Here is a 17,278-nt window from a genome sequence, read left to right as displayed (position 1 = left end):
AGGGCGCCTTGCTTCGAGCATAAAAAAACCCGCGCAATGGCGCGGGTTTTTGTCTTAACTGGAGCTGACTTAATGCTGAATGTCGTCCACCAGTCTACCGCGCAATGAGAATGCGTTTAGTAGTAGTAGACCGTTAAAACGAGCAATGTAAGTCATCAATCAAGCTCCAGGCGAATGCGATATGCTTTTAGTGGTACTGGATATGAAGATTGATGTCAACCCCATCCCCCTACTCGGCGGAAAAAATCTCCGGAACTTTGAGCGAATTGTGCTGAATTTTTATGGTTGTATAAAATAAATCAGCGTGTGGATTACATACTTTTCACGATTTGACATATTTGAGCATATTTGTTTTCAGCTATTGTAACGGCATATTGAAGAGATAATGTGCGGATGAATTTTTTATCTTTATGATTTATCGGTTTTTTATACTAACTTTGAATAGATTTGGGGTGCCGTGGGGAAAATGATTGATAAATAAATGTTAAGCATCGCGGTGTTAATGATATAAACATTTAATTAAAACTTAAACATATATTCACTTCGTGCATGATTGTGTATTCGCCATGGTTATGGTTATATTGTTTTCGACATTTAAACGTATGAATCATCGTGCAGTGACCTCTGCCACACTGCGCTCGCATTTTTTTTGTTCATTCAGGCCAGGGCCTTTATGTTTTCCTAATTTTAATGCTTTCCCTTTTTCTTATTTTATATGCATGGTAAATCATATTAGCGGAGGTTATTTCTGAGCTCCGTCTGGGAAAAGGGAGTTTTGAGTGACAGTGGAGTTAAATATGCCAGAAGTAAAAATAATAGATAAACCTAATCTTTTAGATATGGGGAAGCCGCAACTGCGCATGGTTGACCTTAATTTATTAACCGTTTTTGACGCGGTGATGCAAGAGCAGAATATTACTCGTGCAGCGCATTCTCTGGGGATGTCGCAGCCTGCAGTCAGCAACGCAGTCGCGCGTCTGAAGGTTATGTTTAATGATGAGCTCTTTGTGCGCTATGGCCGAGGCATCCAGCCAACAGCACGGGCTTTTCAGCTATTTGGCTCTATTCGTCAGGCGCTGCAATTGGTGCAGAATGAACTGCCAGGGTCTGGTTTTGAACCCGCCAGCAGCTCACGTGTATTTAATCTCTGCGTCTGTAGCCCATTGGATAATATCCTCACGTCCTTGATTTACAATCGCGTTGAGCAAGTCGCACCTAATATTCATGTTGTATTTAAATCATCGCTCAACCAAAATACAGAACATCAATTACGGTATCAGGAAACAGAGTTCGTTATTAGTTATGAAGAATTCCGCCGCCCTGAATTCACCAGTATTCCGTTATTCAACGATGAGATGGTGTTAGTCGCAAGTAGAAAACACCCGCGCATTAGCGGTCCATTACTGGAGAGTGATGTCTATAATGAACAACATGCCGTGGTTTCGCTCGATCGCTTCGCATCTTTCAGCCAGCCGTGGTATGACACACCAGATAAACAATCCTGCGTGGCTTATCAGGGAATGGCATTAATCAGCGTACTGAATATCGTATCCCAAACTCATTTGGTTTCTATTGCGCCACGCTGGTTAGCTGAAGAGTTCTCCGAGGCTTTAGAGCTGCAAATATTACCGCTACCGTTAAAACTGAATAGCCGGACTTGTTATCTTTCCTGGCATGAAGCCGCAGGTCGGGATAAAGGACATCAATGGATGGAAGAGCTGTTAGTCTCCATCTGTAAGCAGTGACCTATGGCAGAGTAAATCCGATGATGCGTCTGGTTTATTCTGCTTTTTTATTTTTATTTGAAATTTTATGCTGAAATCTGCTTTCGGTTTTTGCCTGGGAGGGTGAAAAAATAGAGTAATCGCTGTAAGTGCTCATTTTTAAGCGATTATTTGTCATTTCATTTGCTTATACTGGTTTAATTCTCCGTTTATTCGATTCTTTCCTCCGTTTTATTCTTATCCGCTGTTACACCACCACTTCGGTGTCAATTGCCATGCCTTATCGTCAGCGGTTAATGTGTTGTTAAACCGTTATTCATTATAAGAGTGGAGGCAAGCCATGGAGATGTTGTCTGGAGCCGAGATGGTCGTCCGATCGCTCATCGATCAGGGTGTGAAGCAGGTATTCGGGTATCCTGGGGGCGCAGTCCTCGATATTTATGATGCTTTGCATACGGTCGGTGGTATTGATCATGTGCTGGTCCGCCATGAGCAGGCAGCGGTCCATATGGCCGATGGTCTGGCACGTGCGACGGGAGAAGTGGGCGTTGTGTTGGTCACCTCAGGGCCGGGAGCAACCAATGCGATCACGGGTATCGCAACGGCGTACATGGACTCCATCCCGCTGGTGATCCTCTCCGGGCAAGTGGCTACCTCTCTGATTGGCTACGATGCCTTTCAGGAGTGCGACATGGTGGGGATTTCTCGTCCGGTGGTAAAACACAGCTTTTTGGTCAAGCAAACGGAAGATATACCTCAGGTGCTGAAGAAAGCCTTCTGGTTGGCCGCAAGCGGTCGCCCTGGTCCTGTGGTTGTGGACTTGCCGAAGGATATTCTGAATCCAGCTAAGAAACTGCCTTATAGCTGGCCGGAGTCGGTGAGCATGCGTTCGTATAATCCGACGACAACTGGACATAAAGGGCAGATAAAACGTGCTCTGCAGACGTTAGTCGCGGCTAAAAAACCGGTTGTGTACGTGGGTGGTGGCGCCGTTAATGCCGCCTGCCATGAGCCGTTGGGCCAGATCGCTGAAGCACTTAATCTGCCAGTTGTTTCCTCGCTGATGGGGTTAGGCGCGTTTCCGGCAACGCATCGTCAGGCGCTGGGCATGTTGGGCATGCACGGTACTTATGAAGCAAACATGACCATGCATCATTCCGATGTGATCTTTGCCGTCGGCGTGCGCTTTGACGATCGTACAACCAATAATCTGGCAAAATATTGCCCGAATGCGACCGTGTTACATATCGATATCGACCCCACCTCTATTTCAAAAACCGTGACTGCGGATATTCCAATCGTAGGTGATGCTCGCCTGGTGCTTGAGCAGATGCTGGAGCTGCTGGAGCAGGAGAAATCTCAGCAGCCGCTGGATGATAACCGTGACTGGTGGCAACAGATTGAGCACTGGCGCGCCCGGCAGTGCCTGAAATATGACACCCAGAGTGAGAGCATTAAACCGCAGGCCGTCATTGAAACTATCTGGCGTCTGACGAAAGGCGATGCGTATGTCACTTCGGATGTGGGCCAACACCAGATGTTTGCTGCACTTTACTATCCGTTTGATAAACCTCGTCGTTGGATTAACTCAGGCGGTCTTGGCACCATGGGATTCGGTTTACCCGCAGCGTTAGGGGTGAAGATGGCACTGCCGAATGAAACGGTAGTCTGCGTTACCGGTGATGGCAGTATTCAGATGAATATCCAGGAGCTGTCGACGGCGCTGCAATATGAGCTGCCGGTGCTGGTACTCAACCTTAACAACCGTTATCTCGGCATGGTGAAACAATGGCAGGACATGATCTATTCCGGGCGTCATTCGCAGTCTTATATGCAGTCGCTACCCGATTTTGTCCGTCTTGCTGAAGCCTATGGGCATATTGGTATCCAGATAAATCATCCGGATGAGCTGGAAAGCAAACTGGGAGAAGCACTGGAACATGTGCGCAACCACCGGTTGGTGTTTGTTGATGTCACCGTCGATGGCAGTGAGCATGTCTACCCGATGCAAATTCGAGGGGGCGGTATGGATGAGATGTGGTTAAGCAAAACGGAGAGGACCTGATTATGCGCCGGATATTATCAGTATTACTGGAAAACGAGTCTGGGGCATTATCGCGTGTGATAGGCCTCTTCGCCCAGCGAGGTTACAACATTGAAAGCCTGACCGTCGCGCCGACTGACGATCCGACCTTATCGCGGATGACGATTCAGACCGTAGGCGATGAAAAGGTCCTCGAACAAATTGAAAAACAACTGCACAAGCTGGTGGATGTCCTGCGGGTAAGTGAGTTAGGGCAGGGCGCACACGTTGAACGAGAGATCATGCTGGTGAAGATCCAGGCCAGTGGTTATGGCCGGGAGGAGGTGAAACGCAACACGGAAATTTTCCGTGGGCAGATCATCGATGTCACGCCGTCTATCTACACCGTACAACTGGCGGGCACCAGCGATAAACTGGATGCGTTTTTGGCAACCTTGCGTGAAGTCGCCAAAATTGTGGAAGTTGCCCGTTCCGGCGTGGTAGGACTTTCTCGCGGCGATAAAATTATGCGCTAATAGTCGACTGTAGGCCTGATGAGCACAGCGCCATCAGGCATCATCGTGGAGGTCATGCCGGATGGCGGCGTAAACGCCTTATCCGGCCTACAGGTAACGTCCCCGTTTTCGCTGATACCACCTGTTGCGCTTTTTTTTGCGAAATCAGCAGTAACCAGAGACAAAAGCGGTTGCCGCAGTCATTATTCTGCGCTTAGATGTTAATAAATTTAACCCATGCCATCTAAAAGGTTATGGTTTGTACATTTTACGCAAGGGGCAATTGTGAAACTGGATGAAATCGCTCGGTTGGCCGGCGTTTCGCGAACGACTGCAAGCTACGTTATTAATGGCAAAGCAAAGCAATACCGCGTAAGCGACAAAACGGTCGAAAAAGTCATGGCGGTGGTGCGCGAACATAATTACCACCCTAATGCTGTGGCGGCCGGGCTCCGTGCTGGACGCACACGTTCTATCGGGTTGGTGATCCCGGACCTGGAGAATACGAGTTATACCCGCATTGCAAACTACCTGGAACGCCAGGCGCGTCAGCGCGGGTATCAACTGCTGATTGCCTGCTCTGAAGATCAGCCAGATAACGAAATGCGCTGTATTGAGCATCTTTTACAGCGTCAGGTTGACGCCATAATTGTGTCTACCTCATTACCGCCGGAACATCCGTTCTATCAGCGCTGGGCGAACAGTTCATTCCCGATTGTCGCGCTGGATCGTGCGCTGGATCGTGAACACTTCACCAGTGTGGTCGGCGCAGATCAGGATGATGCCCAAATGCTGGCGGAGGAATTGCGTAAATTCCCTGCTGAAACTGTGCTCTACCTGGGGGCGCTCCCTGAATTATCGGTCAGTTTCCTGCGTGAACAGGGTTTCCGTACCGCGTGGAAAGACGATCCACGTGACGTGCACTTCCTGTATGCCAATAGCTATGAGCGGGAGGCCGCAGCGCAGCTGTTTGATAAATGGCTGGAAACGCATCCGATGCCTCAGGCGCTGTTCACCACCTCATTTGCGCTATTGCAGGGGGTGATGGATGTGACATTGCGTCGCGATGGGCAACTGCCGTCCGATTTAGCCATTGCCACCTTCGGCGATCATGAACTGCTCGACTTCCTGCAATGCCCGGTGCTGGCAGTGGCACAGCGCCACCGTGATGTGGCTGAACGTGTGCTGGAGATCGTCCTTGCAAGCCTTGATGAACCGCGTAAACCAAAACCAGGATTAACGCGCATTCGGCGTAATCTGTACCGCCGCGGCATCCTTAGCCGTAACTAAGTGGTTGCTATTGATGGCATTGGAGAGAATGCTTCGATGCCATCAACTATTTTATTCTCAGAAATAACCTCATTATATTTAAGAATATTCTTTAGAATTATCTGAAATTCATTCTTTAATTATCCTAATTTAAAAATGCAACTATCCTTTTTTGGGTTATTGGTACGTAACGACGCGTTACGTTTGTATTATTTTGTTACATGCTTGTGTGGATTTGCCGAATTAACAAACACTTTGCTGCCGAATTGCGGCAATCTCTCGCCTTCCTTGGCCGTACGGGCCGTACAGACCGATCAACTGGTACTGTTATCTCGCCGCATATTGTCCTAAAATGCCGCTCGCGTCGCAAACTGACACTTTATATTTTCTTTTGATGATATTCAGTTGTTTTAAACAATGATGAGTTGTTGGATTTTTTTCTTACAAATATTCATAACGTTAATTTGCTTCGTTTGCTGTATGGAATTTGCTCAACACTGATATTAGCCGTAAACATTGGGTTTTTTGCTCCGCTGAGCGCCGTGACTTGCTTGACAAGGTTTTCCTCCGCTCCGTAAACTCCTTTAAGTGGGATTTTGTGGGATAAAGTGGTGATTGGGGGTGAGACTGGCATGTTCCGGGGAGCAACGTTAGTTAATCTCGACAGTAAAGGGCGCTTATCGGTGCCTACCCGTTATCGGGATCAACTGCTTGAGAGCGCTACCGGTCAAATGGTTTGCACCATTGACATCCATCACCCGTGCCTGCTGCTGTACCCCCTGCCTGAATGGGAAATTATCGAGCAGAAGTTATCGCGTCTGTCGAGCATGAATCCAGTTGAGCGTCGCGTACAGCGCCTGTTGTTGGGTCATGCCAGCGAATGTCAGATGGATAGCGCTGGTCGATTATTGATAGCGCCCATTCTGCGGCAACACGCAGGGTTAACGAAAGAAGTGATGCTGGTTGGGCAGTTCAATAAGTTTGAGCTGTGGGATGAAACGACCTGGTATCAACAGGTCAAGGAAGATATCGACGCTGAGCAGTCTGTGACCGGCGCGCTGTCGGAACGATTGCAGGACTTGTCTCTATAAGATGATGGAAAATTATAAACACACCACGGTGTTGCTGGATGAAGCCGTAAATGGCCTGAATATTCGTCCAGACGGCATCTACATTGACGGGACATTTGGTCGCGGTGGTCATTCACGTCTGATCCTCTCACAGCTTGGTGAAGAGGGACGTTTACTGGCCATCGATCGCGATCCGCAGGCTATTGCCGTTGCCCAGACGATTACCGATCCCCGTTTCTCCATCATTCATGGACCTTTCTCTGCGCTGGCTGATTATGTCGCCGAGCGTGGACTTACCGGCAAGATCGATGGAATCCTCCTTGATCTTGGTGTGTCTTCTCCGCAGCTTGACGATGCCGAACGCGGCTTTTCATTCATGCGTGACGGTCCGTTAGATATGCGTATGGACCCCACCCGCGGTCAGTCTGCCGCCGAGTGGCTGCAAACCGCCGATGAAACCGATATCGCCTGGGTGATTAAAACCTTTGGCGAGGAGCGCTTCGGCAAACGTATTGCTCGCGCCATTGTCGAGCGCAACCGCGTTGAACCGATGACCCGCACCAAAGAGCTGGCGGAAGTCATTGCAGCGGCAATGCCGGTAAAAGACAAATTTAAACATCCCGCGACCCGTACCTTCCAGGCGGTGCGCATTTGGGTAAACAGTGAACTGGAGGAGATAGAGCAGGCGCTAAAAAGCTCGCTCAGCGTGCTGGCACCAGGTGGTCGCCTTTCGATAATCAGTTTCCATTCGCTTGAAGATCGCATTGTGAAACGCTTTATGCGCGAACAAAGCCGTGGTCCTCAGGTTCCGGCTGGAATACCGATGACCGAAGCGCAGATCAAAAAACTGGGCGGTCGTGAGTTGAGAGCACTAGGCAAGTTGATGCCGGGTGAAGAAGAGGTAGCTGAAAATCCTCGTGCCCGTAGTTCAGTTCTGCGTATTGCAGAGAGGACGAACGCATGATCAGCAGAGTGACAGAAGCCCTCAGCAAAGTTAAAGGATCGATAGGAAGCAACGAGCGCCATGCTTTGCCTGGCGTGATCGGTGACGATCTTTTGCGGTTCGGGAAGCTGCCACTCTGCCTGTTCATTTGCATTATTTTGACGGCGGTTACCGTCGTGACAACAGCACACCATACGCGGTTACTGACCGCGCAGCGTGAGCAGCTGGTTCTGGAGCGAGATGCGCTGGATATCGAATGGCGTAACTTGATCCTTGAAGAGAACGCGCTCGGTGATCATAGCCGTGTTGAACGGATCGCAACGGAAAAGCTGCAAATGCAGCATGTTGATCCCTCACAAGAAAATATCGTAGTACAAAAATAAGGATAAACGCGACGCATGAAAGCAGCGGCAAAAACGCACAAACCAAAACGCCAGGAAGAACAAGCCAACTTTATCAGTTGGCGTTTTGCGTTACTGTGCGGCTGTATTTTGCTGGCGCTGGGTTTCCTGCTGGGGCGTGTTGCCTGGCTGCAAATCATTGCGCCAGACATGCTGGTGCGTCAGGGAGACATGCGTTCTCTGCGCGTCCAGGAAGTGTCTACATCACGCGGGATGATTACCGACCGCTCAGGTCGTCCGCTGGCGGTGAGCGTTCCGGTGAAGGCGATTTGGGCCGACCCGAAAGAGGTGCATGACGCAGGCGGCGTGAGCGTTGGCGAACGCTGGAGAGCGCTGTCGACTGCGCTGAACCTCCCGCTCGATCAACTGGCTTCCCGCATTAACGCCAACCCGAAAGGGCGTTTTATCTATCTGGCGCGTCAGGTAAACCCTGACATGGCCGACTACATCAAGAAGCTGAAGCTGCCAGGCATTCATCTGCGCGAAGAATCCCGCCGTTACTATCCTTCCGGGGAAGTGACCGCTCACCTCATTGGTTTTACCAACGTCGACAGCCAGGGGATTGAAGGCGTTGAGAAGAGCTTCGACAAATGGCTCACCGGGCAACCGGGCGAACGTATTGTACGTAAAGACCGCTATGGCCGCGTCATTGAAGATATCTCCTCTACCGACAGCCAGGCGGCGCACAACCTCGCGCTGAGCATCGATGAGCGCTTACAGGCGCTGGTCTACCGTGAACTGAATAACGCCGTGGCGTTCAACAAGGCGGAGTCAGGCAGTGCGGTCCTGGTGGATGTGAACACCGGTGAAGTGCTGGCGATGGCGAACAGCCCGTCTTACAACCCGAACAATCTCACCGGTACGCCGAAAGACGCGATGCGTAACCGGACCATTACCGACGTGTTTGAGCCGGGTTCTACCGTCAAACCGATGGTGGTGATGACCGCGCTGCAGCGTGGCGTGGTACGTGAAAATACCGTACTTAACACCATTCCTTACCGAATTAATGGCCACGAAATTAAAGACGTGGCGCGTTATAGCGAATTGACCCTTACCGGGGTTTTGCAGAAGTCGAGTAACGTCGGTGTTTCCAAACTGGCGTTAGCGATGCCGTCCTCAGCGTTAGTAGATACTTACTCACGTTTTGGGCTGGGAAAAGCGACCAATTTGGGGTTGGTCGGAGAACGCAGTGGCTTATATCCTCAAAAACAACGGTGGTCTGACATAGAGAGGGCCACCTTCTCTTTCGGCTATGGGCTAATGGTAACCCCGTTACAGTTAGCGCGAGTCTACGCAACTATCGGTAGCTATGGCGTTTATCGCCCGCTGTCGATTACTAAAGTTGACCCTCCCGTTCCGGGCGAGCGTATCTTCCCGGAGTCGACCGTACGCACTGTGGTGCACATGATGGAAAGCGTGGCGCTGCCGGGCGGTGGCGGCGTGAAGGCGGCGATTAAAGGCTATCGCATCGCGATTAAAACCGGTACGGCGAAAAAAGTCGGGCCAGATGGCCGCTACATCAATAAATATATTGCTTATACCGCAGGCGTTGCGCCTGCGAGTCAGCCGCGCTTCGCGCTGGTTGTTGTTATCAACGATCCGCAGGCGGGTAAATATTACGGTGGCGCCGTTTCCGCGCCGGTCTTTGGTGCCATCATGGGCGGCGTACTGCGCACCATGAACATCGAACCGGATGCGCTGACAACGGGCGATAAAAATGAATTTGTGAATAATCAAGGCGAGGCAACAGGTGGCAGATCGTAATTTGCGCGACCTTCTTGCTCCATGGGTGCCGGGTGCACCGGAGCGAGCACTGCGAGAGATGACACTCGACAGCCGTGTGGCTGCATCGGGCGATCTCTTTGTCGCAGTAGTGGGTCATCAGGCGGACGGGCGTCGATATATCCCGCAGGCGATAGCGCAAGGTGTGGCTGCCATTATTGCAGAGGCAAAAGATGAGGCCGCAGACGGCGAAATCCGTGAAATGCACGGCGTTCCGGTCATCTATCTCAGCCAGCTTAACGAGCGTTTATCTGCACTGGCAGGCCGCTTTTACCACGAGCCATCTGAAAATATGCGTCTGGTCGGTGTGACCGGAACCAACGGTAAAACCACCACTACCCAACTGCTTGCACAGTGGAGCCAACTGCTTGGCGAAACCAGCGCGGTAATGGGAACGGTAGGTAATGGCCTGCTGGGTAAAGTGATCCCGACGGAAAATACCACTGGGTCAGCCGTTGACGTTCAGCATGTACTGGCGGGTCTGGTTGAACAGGGAGCGACCTTTGGCGCGATGGAAGTTTCATCGCATGGCCTGGTTCAGCACCGCGTGGCGGCGCTGAAATTTGCGGCCTCAGTATTTACCAATTTAAGCCGTGACCATCTCGATTATCACGGCGATATGGAACACTACGAAGCCGCGAAGTGGTTGCTGTATTCCACGCATCACTGTGGGCAGGCTATCGTCAATGCGGATGACGAAGTCGGTCGCCGCTGGCTGGCGAAGCTGCCGGATGCGGTAGCTGTCTCGATGGAAGACCATATCAACCCCAACTGCCACGGTCGTTGGCTGAAAGCCGTTGAGGTGAACTATCACGATAGCGGCGCAACGATTCGCTTTGCCTCTTCCTGGGGAGAAGGTGAAATTGAAAGCCGCCTGATGGGCGCGTTTAACGTCAGCAATCTGCTGCTGGCGCTGGCCACACTGCTGGCGCTGGGATATCCGTTAGCGGATTTACTTAAAACGGCGGCACGACTGCAGCCGGTCTGCGGGCGCATGGAAGTGTTCAGCGCGCCGGGCAAAACCACCGTGGTGGTTGATTATGCTCATACGCCGGATGCGCTGGAAAAAGCGCTGCAGGCGGCCCGTCTGCATTGCACCGGCAAGCTGTGGTGCGTCTTTGGCTGTGGCGGCGATCGCGACAAAGGCAAACGCCCGTTGATGGGGGCCATTGCCGAGCAGTTTGCCGATGTCGTTGTGGTTACGGATGACAACCCACGCACCGAAGAGCCTCGCGCCATTATCAATGACATTCTGGCGGGTATGCTGGATGCCGGGCAGGCAAAAGTAATGGAAGGCCGTGCTGAAGCGGTCACTAGCGCCATCATGCAGGCAAAAGAAAATGACGTGGTGCTGGTCGCTGGCAAAGGCCATGAAGATTACCAGATTGTCGGCGCCCACCGTCTCGACTACTCCGACCGCGTGACGGCAGCACGTTTGCTGGGGGTTATCGCATGATTAGCGTAACGCTCAGCCAACTGGCGGAAATCCTCGGCGGCGAACTGAAAGGGGGCGATCTGACCCTTGATGCGGTCACGACCGATACGCGTAAAGTCACCCCTGGCTGTTTATTTGTCGCATTGAAAGGTGAACGCTTTGATGCCCACGATTTTGCCGATACGGCAAAAGAAAATGGCGCGGGCGCGCTGCTGGTCAGCCGTCTGTTGGACACCGATCTGCCGCAGTTGATCGTTAACGATACGCGTCTGGCGTTTGGCGAGCTGGCGGCGTGGGTTCGCGCTCAGGTTCCTGCTCGCGTGGTGGCGCTTACCGGCTCGTCCGGTAAAACGTCCGTCAAAGAGATGACGGCATCCATTCTGAGCCAGTGTGGTAACACCCTGTATACCGCGGGCAACCTGAATAACGACATCGGCGTCCCGATGACGCTGCTGCGGTTAAACAACGATTACGACTATGCCGTGATTGAGCTTGGCGCCAATCATCAGGGCGAAATCGCCTGGACCGTTGGCCTGACGCGCCCGGAAGCGGCGCTGGTGAACAACCTGGCCGCCGCGCATCTGGAAGGCTTCGGCTCTCTGGCTGGCGTTGCGAAGGCAAAAGGTGAGATTTTTACCGGCCTGTCAGCGAACGGTGTCGCCATTATGAATGCCGACAACAACGACTGGTTGAACTGGCAGAGCATCATCGGCGATCGCAAAGTCTGGCGCTTCTCGCCGAATGCGGCTAACAGCGACTTTTCGGCGGCTAACGTTCATGTGACCTCACACGGCACAGAGTTTTCGCTGCAAACGCCAACCGGAAGCATTGATGTTCTGCTGCCCCTGCCGGGTCGTCACAACATTGCTAACGCCCTGGCGGCGGCTGCGCTCTCTATGGCGGTAGGCGCGACGCCAGAGGCCGTGAAAGCGGGTCTGAAGGATCTGCAAGCGGTGCCGGGGCGTCTGTTCCCGGTTCAACTGGCAGAAAATCAGCTGCTGCTGGACGACTCCTACAACGCTAACGTCGGCTCAATGACCGCAGCGGTACAGGTGCTGTCCGAAATGCCCGGCTACCGCGTGCTGGTGGTTGGCGATATGGCAGAGCTTGGCGCGGAAAGCGAAGCCTGCCACGTACAGGTAGGTGAGGCTGCAAAGGCTGCAGGTATCGACCGTGTGCTGAGTACAGGGAAACTGAGTCAGGCAATTAGCCATGCCAGCGGCGTTGGCGAGCATTTTGCGGATAAAACCGCGCTGACCGCGCATCTTAAGGCGCTGATTGCAGAACATCAGATCATGACGATTTTAGTGAAGGGTTCACGTAGTGCCGCCATGGAAGAGGTAGTACGCGCATTACAGGAGAATGGAACATGTTAGTTTGGCTGGCCGAACATTTGGTCAAATATTATTCCGGCTTCAACGTCTTTTCCTATCTGACGTTTCGCGCCATCGTCAGCCTGCTGACCGCGCTGTTCATCTCTTTGTGGATGGGCCCGCGTATGATCGCCCGCTTGCAAAAAATGTCATTTGGCCAGGTCGTGCGTAACGACGGCCCGGAATCACACTTTAGTAAACGCGGTACGCCGACCATGGGCGGGATTATGATCCTCACCGCGATTGTTATCTCCGTACTGCTGTGGGCCTACCCATCCAACCCATACGTTTGGTGCGTGCTGGTGGTATTGGTCGGTTACGGCATTATTGGTTTTGTCGATGACTACCGTAAAGTGGTACGCAAAGACACCAAGGGCCTGATTGCGCGCTGGAAGTACTTCTGGATGTCGGTGATTGCGCTGGGCGTGGCTTTTGCGCTGTATCTGGCAGGAAAAGACACCCCGGCAACTGAACTGGTGGTGCCGTTCTTTAAAGATGTCATGCCGCAACTGGGGCTGTTCTACATCCTGCTGGCGTACTTCGTGATTGTCGGTACTGGCAACGCGGTCAACCTCACCGACGGCCTGGATGGTCTGGCGATTATGCCGACCGTGTTCGTGGCTGCGGGTTTTGCGCTGGTGGCCTGGGCGACCGGTAACATGAACTTCGCCAACTATCTGCACATTCCTTATTTACGCCATGCCGGCGAACTGGTGATCGTCTGTACGGCGATTGTCGGCGCGGGCTTAGGCTTCCTGTGGTTTAACACCTATCCGGCTCAGGTCTTTATGGGCGACGTCGGATCGCTGGCGCTGGGCGGCGCGCTGGGCATTATTGCCGTACTGCTGCGTCAGGAGTTCCTGCTGGTGATCATGGGCGGTGTCTTCGTGGTGGAAACCCTGTCGGTCATTCTGCAGGTGGGGTCCTTTAAGCTGCGCGGACAGCGCATCTTCCGTATGGCACCGATTCACCATCACTATGAACTGAAAGGCTGGCCGGAACCGCGCGTGATTGTGCGTTTCTGGATTATTTCGCTGATGCTGGTCCTGATTGGCCTGGCAACGCTGAAGGTACGTTAATCATGGCTGATTACCAGGGTAAAAAAGTCGTCATTATCGGTCTGGGTTTGACCGGGTTGTCCTGCGTGGATTTCTTCCTGGCACGCGGCGTCACGCCGCGCGTCATGGATACCCGCGCAACGCCGCCGGGTCTGGACAAATTACCGGAAGCGGTTGAGCATCATGTTGGCAGCCTGAATGATGACTGGCTGCTGGCCGCCGATCTCATCGTCGCCAGCCCCGGTATTGCCCTGGCGCATCCTTCGCTGAGCGCCGCCGCCGATGCGGGAATTGAAATTGTTGGCGACATTGAGCTGTTTTGTCGCGAAGCGCAGGCACCGATCGTTGCGATCACCGGTTCCAACGGGAAAAGCACTGTGACTACGCTGGTAGGTGAGATGGCGAAAGCGGCCGGAGTGAACGTGGGTGTCGGCGGTAATATCGGCCTGCCCGCGCTGATGCTGCTGGATGACGAACGTGAGCTGTATGTTCTGGAACTGTCGAGCTTCCAACTGGAAACGACCTCCAGCTTACAGGCCGTCGCCGCCACCATTTTGAACGTCACTGAAGATCATATGGACCGTTATCCGTTTGGACTGCAGCAGTACCGTGCAGCCAAACTGCGCGTTTACGAGAATGCGAAAGTCTGCGTGGTCAATGCGGATGATGCGCTGACCATGCCGGTTCGTGGTGCCGATGAGCGTTGCGTGAGCTTTGGTGTCAACATGGGGGACTATCACCTTAATCGTCAGCAGGGCGAAACCTGGTTGCGGGTGAAGGGTGAAAAAGTTCTGAACGTGAAAGAGATGACGCTTACCGGCCAGCATAACTATACCAACGCCCTGGCAGCGCTGGCGCTGGCGGATGCTGCGGGTCTGCCGCGGGCGTCGAGCCTGAAAGCGCTGACCACCTTTACCGGCCTGGCGCATCGTTTCCAACTGGTACTGAATCATAACGGTGTGCGTTGGATTAACGATTCAAAAGCGACCAACGTGGGCAGTACCGAAGCGGCGCTGAATGGCCTGCACGTTGATGGCACTCTGCACCTGCTGTTGGGCGGCGATGGGAAATCAGCCGATTTTTCCCCGCTAAGTCGTTACCTGAACGGCGATCGTATTCGTCTGTACTGTTTTGGTCGCGATGGCGCGCAGCTTGCCGCGTTGCGACCGGAAGTGGCGGAACAAACGGAAACCATGGAGCAGGCGATGCGCCTGCTCGCGCCGCGTGTGAAGTCGGGTGATATGGTGCTGCTGTCGCCGGCTTGCGCCAGCCTCGACCAGTTTAAAAACTTTGAGCAACGTGGCGATGTCTTTACCCATCTGGCGAAGGAGTTGGGTTGATGCGATTATCTCTCCCTCGTCTGAAACTGCCGCGCGTACCGGGACTCGGAATCCTGGCGTGGATCTTTGCGGCACTTAAAGGCTGGGTGATGGCTTCGCGTGATAAAGACGCGGACAGCCTGATCATGTATGACCGCATGCTGCTGTGGCTGACTTTTGGTCTGGCAGCGATTGGTTTTGTGATGGTGACATCGGCGTCAATGCCGGTAGGGCAACGTCTGGCGGGCGATCCGTTCCTGTTCGCCAAACGTGATGCGCTGTATATCTTCCTGGCGTTCTGTCTGGCGATGGTCACGCTGCGTCTGCCGATGGAGTTCTGGCAAAAATACAGTACCACGATGCTGATAGCCTCGATCATCATGTTGCTGATCGTGCTGGTGGTGGGTAGCTCCGTTAACGGGGCATCGCGCTGGATTGCGCTGGGACCACTGCGTATTCAGCCTGCGGAGTTTACCAAGCTGTCGTTGTTCTGTTATCTCGCCAACTATCTGGTACGTAAGGTAGATGAGGTGCGTAACAACCTGCGCGGCTTCTTAAAACCGATGGGCGTGATTCTGGTCCTGGCCGTGTTGCTGCTGGCGCAGCCTGACCTGGGTACGGTGGTCGTGCTGTTCGTCACGACGCTGGCGATGCTGTTTTTGGCTGGCGCCAAATTGTGGCAATTCATCGCCATCATCGGGATGGGGATTTCCGCAGTCGTGCTGCTGATCCTCGCCGAACCGTATCGTATTCGCCGTGTAACCTCGTTCTGGAATCCCTGGGAAGATCCGTTTGGCAGCGGCTATCAGCTGACACAGTCGCTGATGGCTTTTGGTCGCGGTGAGGTTTGGGGGCAAGGGTTAGGTAATTCAGTCCAAAAACTGGAGTATTTGCCGGAAGCGCACACCGACTTTATCTTCGCCATTATTGGGGAGGAGCTGGGTTATATCGGTGTGGTACTCGCTCTTTTAATGGTATTCTTCGTCGCTTTTCGTGCGATGTCGATCGGTCGTAAGGCGCTGGAAATTGACCACCGTTTTTCAGGTTTCTTAGCCTGCTCCATCGGGATTTGGTTTAGCTTCCAGGCGCTGGTAAACGTCGGCGCGGCGGCGGGTATGCTGCCAACTAAAGGTCTGACGTTGCCGCTTATTAGTTATGGTGGTTCCAGTTTGTTGATCATGTCGACAGCCATCATGTTTTTGTTACGTATTGATTATGAAACGCGTCTGGAAAAAGCCCAGGCGTTTACACGAGGTGCACGATGAGTGGGCAACCGAAGCGGTTAATGGTGATGGCTGGCGGTACCGGTGGACATGTCTTCCCGGGGCTAGCGGTTGCGCACCATTTAATGGCCCAGGGCTGGCAGGTTCGTTGGCTGGGCACCGCCGATCGTATGGAAGCGGACTTAGTGCCGAAGCACGGCATTGACATTGATTTTATTCGCATCTCCGGTTTGCGCGGAAAGGGCCTCAACGCGTTGCTGGCGGCACCTGTCCGTATTTTTAATGCCTGGCGTCAGGCGCGCGCCATCATGAAGCAGTTTAAGCCCGATGTGGTACTGGGCATGGGCGGTTATGTATCTGGTCCTGGCGGCCTGGCGGCCTGGTCGTTAGGTATTCCGGTCGTGCTGCATGAGCAGAACGGCATTGCAGGGTTAACCAACAAATGGCTGGCGAAGATCGCGACGAAGGTGATGCAGGCCTTCCCCGGCGCTTTCCCGAATGCGGAAGTGGTGGGGAATCCAGTGCGTACTGATGTCCTTGCACTGCCGTTACCCGAAGAACGTCTGGCTGGGCGCGAAGGTCCGGTGCGCGTGCTGGTTGTCGGTGGTTCGCAGGGCGCGCGCGTATTGAACCAGACGATGCCGCAGGTTGCCGCAAAGCTTGGCGACGCGGTGACTATCTGGCATCAGAGTGGCAAAGGCGCACAGCAAACTGTGGAACAGGCTTATGCAGACGCGGGGCAACCACAGCATAAGGTCACTGAATTTATTGATGATATGGCAGCAGCTTACGCGTGGGCGGATGTTGTGGTCTGTCGTTCAGGCGCACTGACGGTGAGCGAGATTGCTGCCGCAGGTTTACCCGCGCTGTTCGTGCCGTTTCAACATAAAGACAGACAACAGTACTGGAATGCGTTGCCGCTGGAGAAAGCGGGCGCAGCCAAAATTCTTGAGCAGCCGCAGTTTACTGTGGATGCCGTCGTCAGCACCCTGTCCGGGTGGTCACGAGAAACTTTATTAACCATGGCAGAGCGTGCTCGCGCCGCATCCATACCGGATGCCACTGAGCGGGTTGCAACTGAAGTGAGCCGGGCTGCCCGGGTGTAATTGTGGTGATGCCTTTTGCATCGCATGAACTGAGAAG

General features: G+C 53.1%; 15 protein-coding genes. 14 read left to right on the top strand and 1 reads right to left on the bottom strand.

Features of this window, described 5'->3' with window-relative positions; translation table 11 throughout:
* Positions 1–69: 69 nt before the first annotated feature.
* Entirely contained in the window at positions 70–156 is an 87-nt protein-coding gene (leuL, locus tag FDX19_RS25710; RefSeq protein ID WP_075551415.1) for a leu operon leader peptide, read from the bottom strand.
* Between the two features lie 641 nt (positions 157–797).
* On the opposite strand from leuL, the gene leuO reads away from it, so the two are divergent.
* From leuO to murG, 14 genes are all read left to right on the top strand, one after another.
* Positions 798–1,745, top strand: coding sequence for a transcriptional regulator LeuO (gene leuO, locus FDX19_RS17760; protein WP_137383730.1), 948 nt, complete (start codon positions 798–800; stop codon positions 1,743–1,745).
* A gap of 319 nt (positions 1,746–2,064) precedes the next feature.
* Positions 2,065–3,789, top strand: coding sequence for an acetolactate synthase 3 large subunit (ilvI, locus tag FDX19_RS17755; RefSeq protein WP_137383729.1), 1,725 nt, complete (start codon positions 2,065–2,067; stop codon positions 3,787–3,789).
* A 2-nt stretch (positions 3,790–3,791) separates the two neighbouring features.
* Positions 3,792–4,283 carry an acetolactate synthase small subunit gene (gene ilvN, locus FDX19_RS17750; protein ID WP_003829566.1) on the top strand — a complete coding sequence of 164 codons (492 nt, stop codon included), beginning with the start codon at positions 3,792–3,794 and terminating at the stop codon, positions 4,281–4,283.
* 264 nt (positions 4,284–4,547) lie between these two features.
* Positions 4,548–5,552, top strand: a complete 1,005-nt coding sequence (gene cra / locus FDX19_RS17745) for a catabolite repressor/activator (RefSeq protein ID WP_137383728.1) — start codon at positions 4,548–4,550, stop codon at positions 5,550–5,552.
* A 611-nt stretch (positions 5,553–6,163) separates the two neighbouring features.
* A complete protein-coding gene (mraZ, locus tag FDX19_RS17740) occupies positions 6,164–6,622 on the top strand; it encodes a division/cell wall cluster transcriptional repressor MraZ (RefSeq protein WP_005124560.1) in 459 nt (152 codons plus the stop codon).
* A gap of 1 nt (position 6,623) precedes the next feature.
* Positions 6,624–7,565 carry a 16S rRNA (cytosine(1402)-N(4))-methyltransferase RsmH gene (rsmH, locus tag FDX19_RS17735; RefSeq protein WP_137383727.1) on the top strand — a complete coding sequence of 314 codons (942 nt, stop codon included), beginning with the start codon at positions 6,624–6,626 and terminating at the stop codon, positions 7,563–7,565.
* Positions 7,562–7,927 (top strand): cell division protein FtsL, encoded by a 366-nt coding sequence (gene ftsL, locus FDX19_RS17730; RefSeq protein ID WP_000625651.1) that lies wholly within the window; start codon positions 7,562–7,564, stop codon positions 7,925–7,927. The genes rsmH and ftsL overlap by 4 nt, the downstream gene beginning before the upstream one ends.
* Before the next feature lie 15 nt (positions 7,928–7,942).
* Positions 7,943–9,709 (top strand): peptidoglycan glycosyltransferase FtsI, encoded by a 1,767-nt coding sequence (gene ftsI / locus FDX19_RS17725; protein WP_016151691.1) that lies wholly within the window; start codon positions 7,943–7,945, stop codon positions 9,707–9,709.
* A complete protein-coding gene (murE, locus tag FDX19_RS17720; protein WP_137383726.1) occupies positions 9,696–11,183 on the top strand; it encodes a UDP-N-acetylmuramoyl-L-alanyl-D-glutamate--2,6-diaminopimelate ligase in 1,488 nt (495 codons plus the stop codon). Before ftsI ends, murE begins: the two co-directional genes overlap by 14 nt.
* Complete coding sequence (gene murF / locus FDX19_RS17715) at positions 11,180–12,538, top strand: UDP-N-acetylmuramoyl-tripeptide--D-alanyl-D-alanine ligase (protein WP_137383725.1); 1,359 nt, start codon at positions 11,180–11,182, stop codon at positions 12,536–12,538. Before murE ends, murF begins: the two co-directional genes overlap by 4 nt.
* Positions 12,532–13,614, top strand: a complete 1,083-nt coding sequence (gene mraY, locus FDX19_RS17710; protein ID WP_137383724.1) for a phospho-N-acetylmuramoyl-pentapeptide-transferase — start codon at positions 12,532–12,534, stop codon at positions 13,612–13,614. The genes murF and mraY overlap by 7 nt, the downstream gene beginning before the upstream one ends.
* Before the next feature lie 2 nt (positions 13,615–13,616).
* Positions 13,617–14,933 carry a UDP-N-acetylmuramoyl-L-alanine--D-glutamate ligase gene (gene murD / locus FDX19_RS17705; protein ID WP_137383723.1) on the top strand — a complete coding sequence of 439 codons (1,317 nt, stop codon included), beginning with the start codon at positions 13,617–13,619 and terminating at the stop codon, positions 14,931–14,933.
* Positions 14,933–16,177 (top strand): cell division protein FtsW, encoded by a 1,245-nt coding sequence (gene ftsW / locus FDX19_RS17700; protein ID WP_137383722.1) that lies wholly within the window; start codon positions 14,933–14,935, stop codon positions 16,175–16,177. The genes murD and ftsW overlap by 1 nt, the downstream gene beginning before the upstream one ends.
* Positions 16,174–17,241 carry an undecaprenyldiphospho-muramoylpentapeptide beta-N-acetylglucosaminyltransferase gene (murG, locus tag FDX19_RS17695; protein WP_137383721.1) on the top strand — a complete coding sequence of 356 codons (1,068 nt, stop codon included), beginning with the start codon at positions 16,174–16,176 and terminating at the stop codon, positions 17,239–17,241. Before ftsW ends, murG begins: the two co-directional genes overlap by 4 nt.
* Positions 17,242–17,278: the final 37 nt, after the last annotated feature.

The organism is Citrobacter sp. wls619, assembly GCF_005281345.1.
GTDB lineage: Bacteria > Pseudomonadota > Gammaproteobacteria > Enterobacterales > Enterobacteriaceae > Citrobacter.
This window is presented reverse-complemented; position numbering and strand designations above follow the sequence as displayed.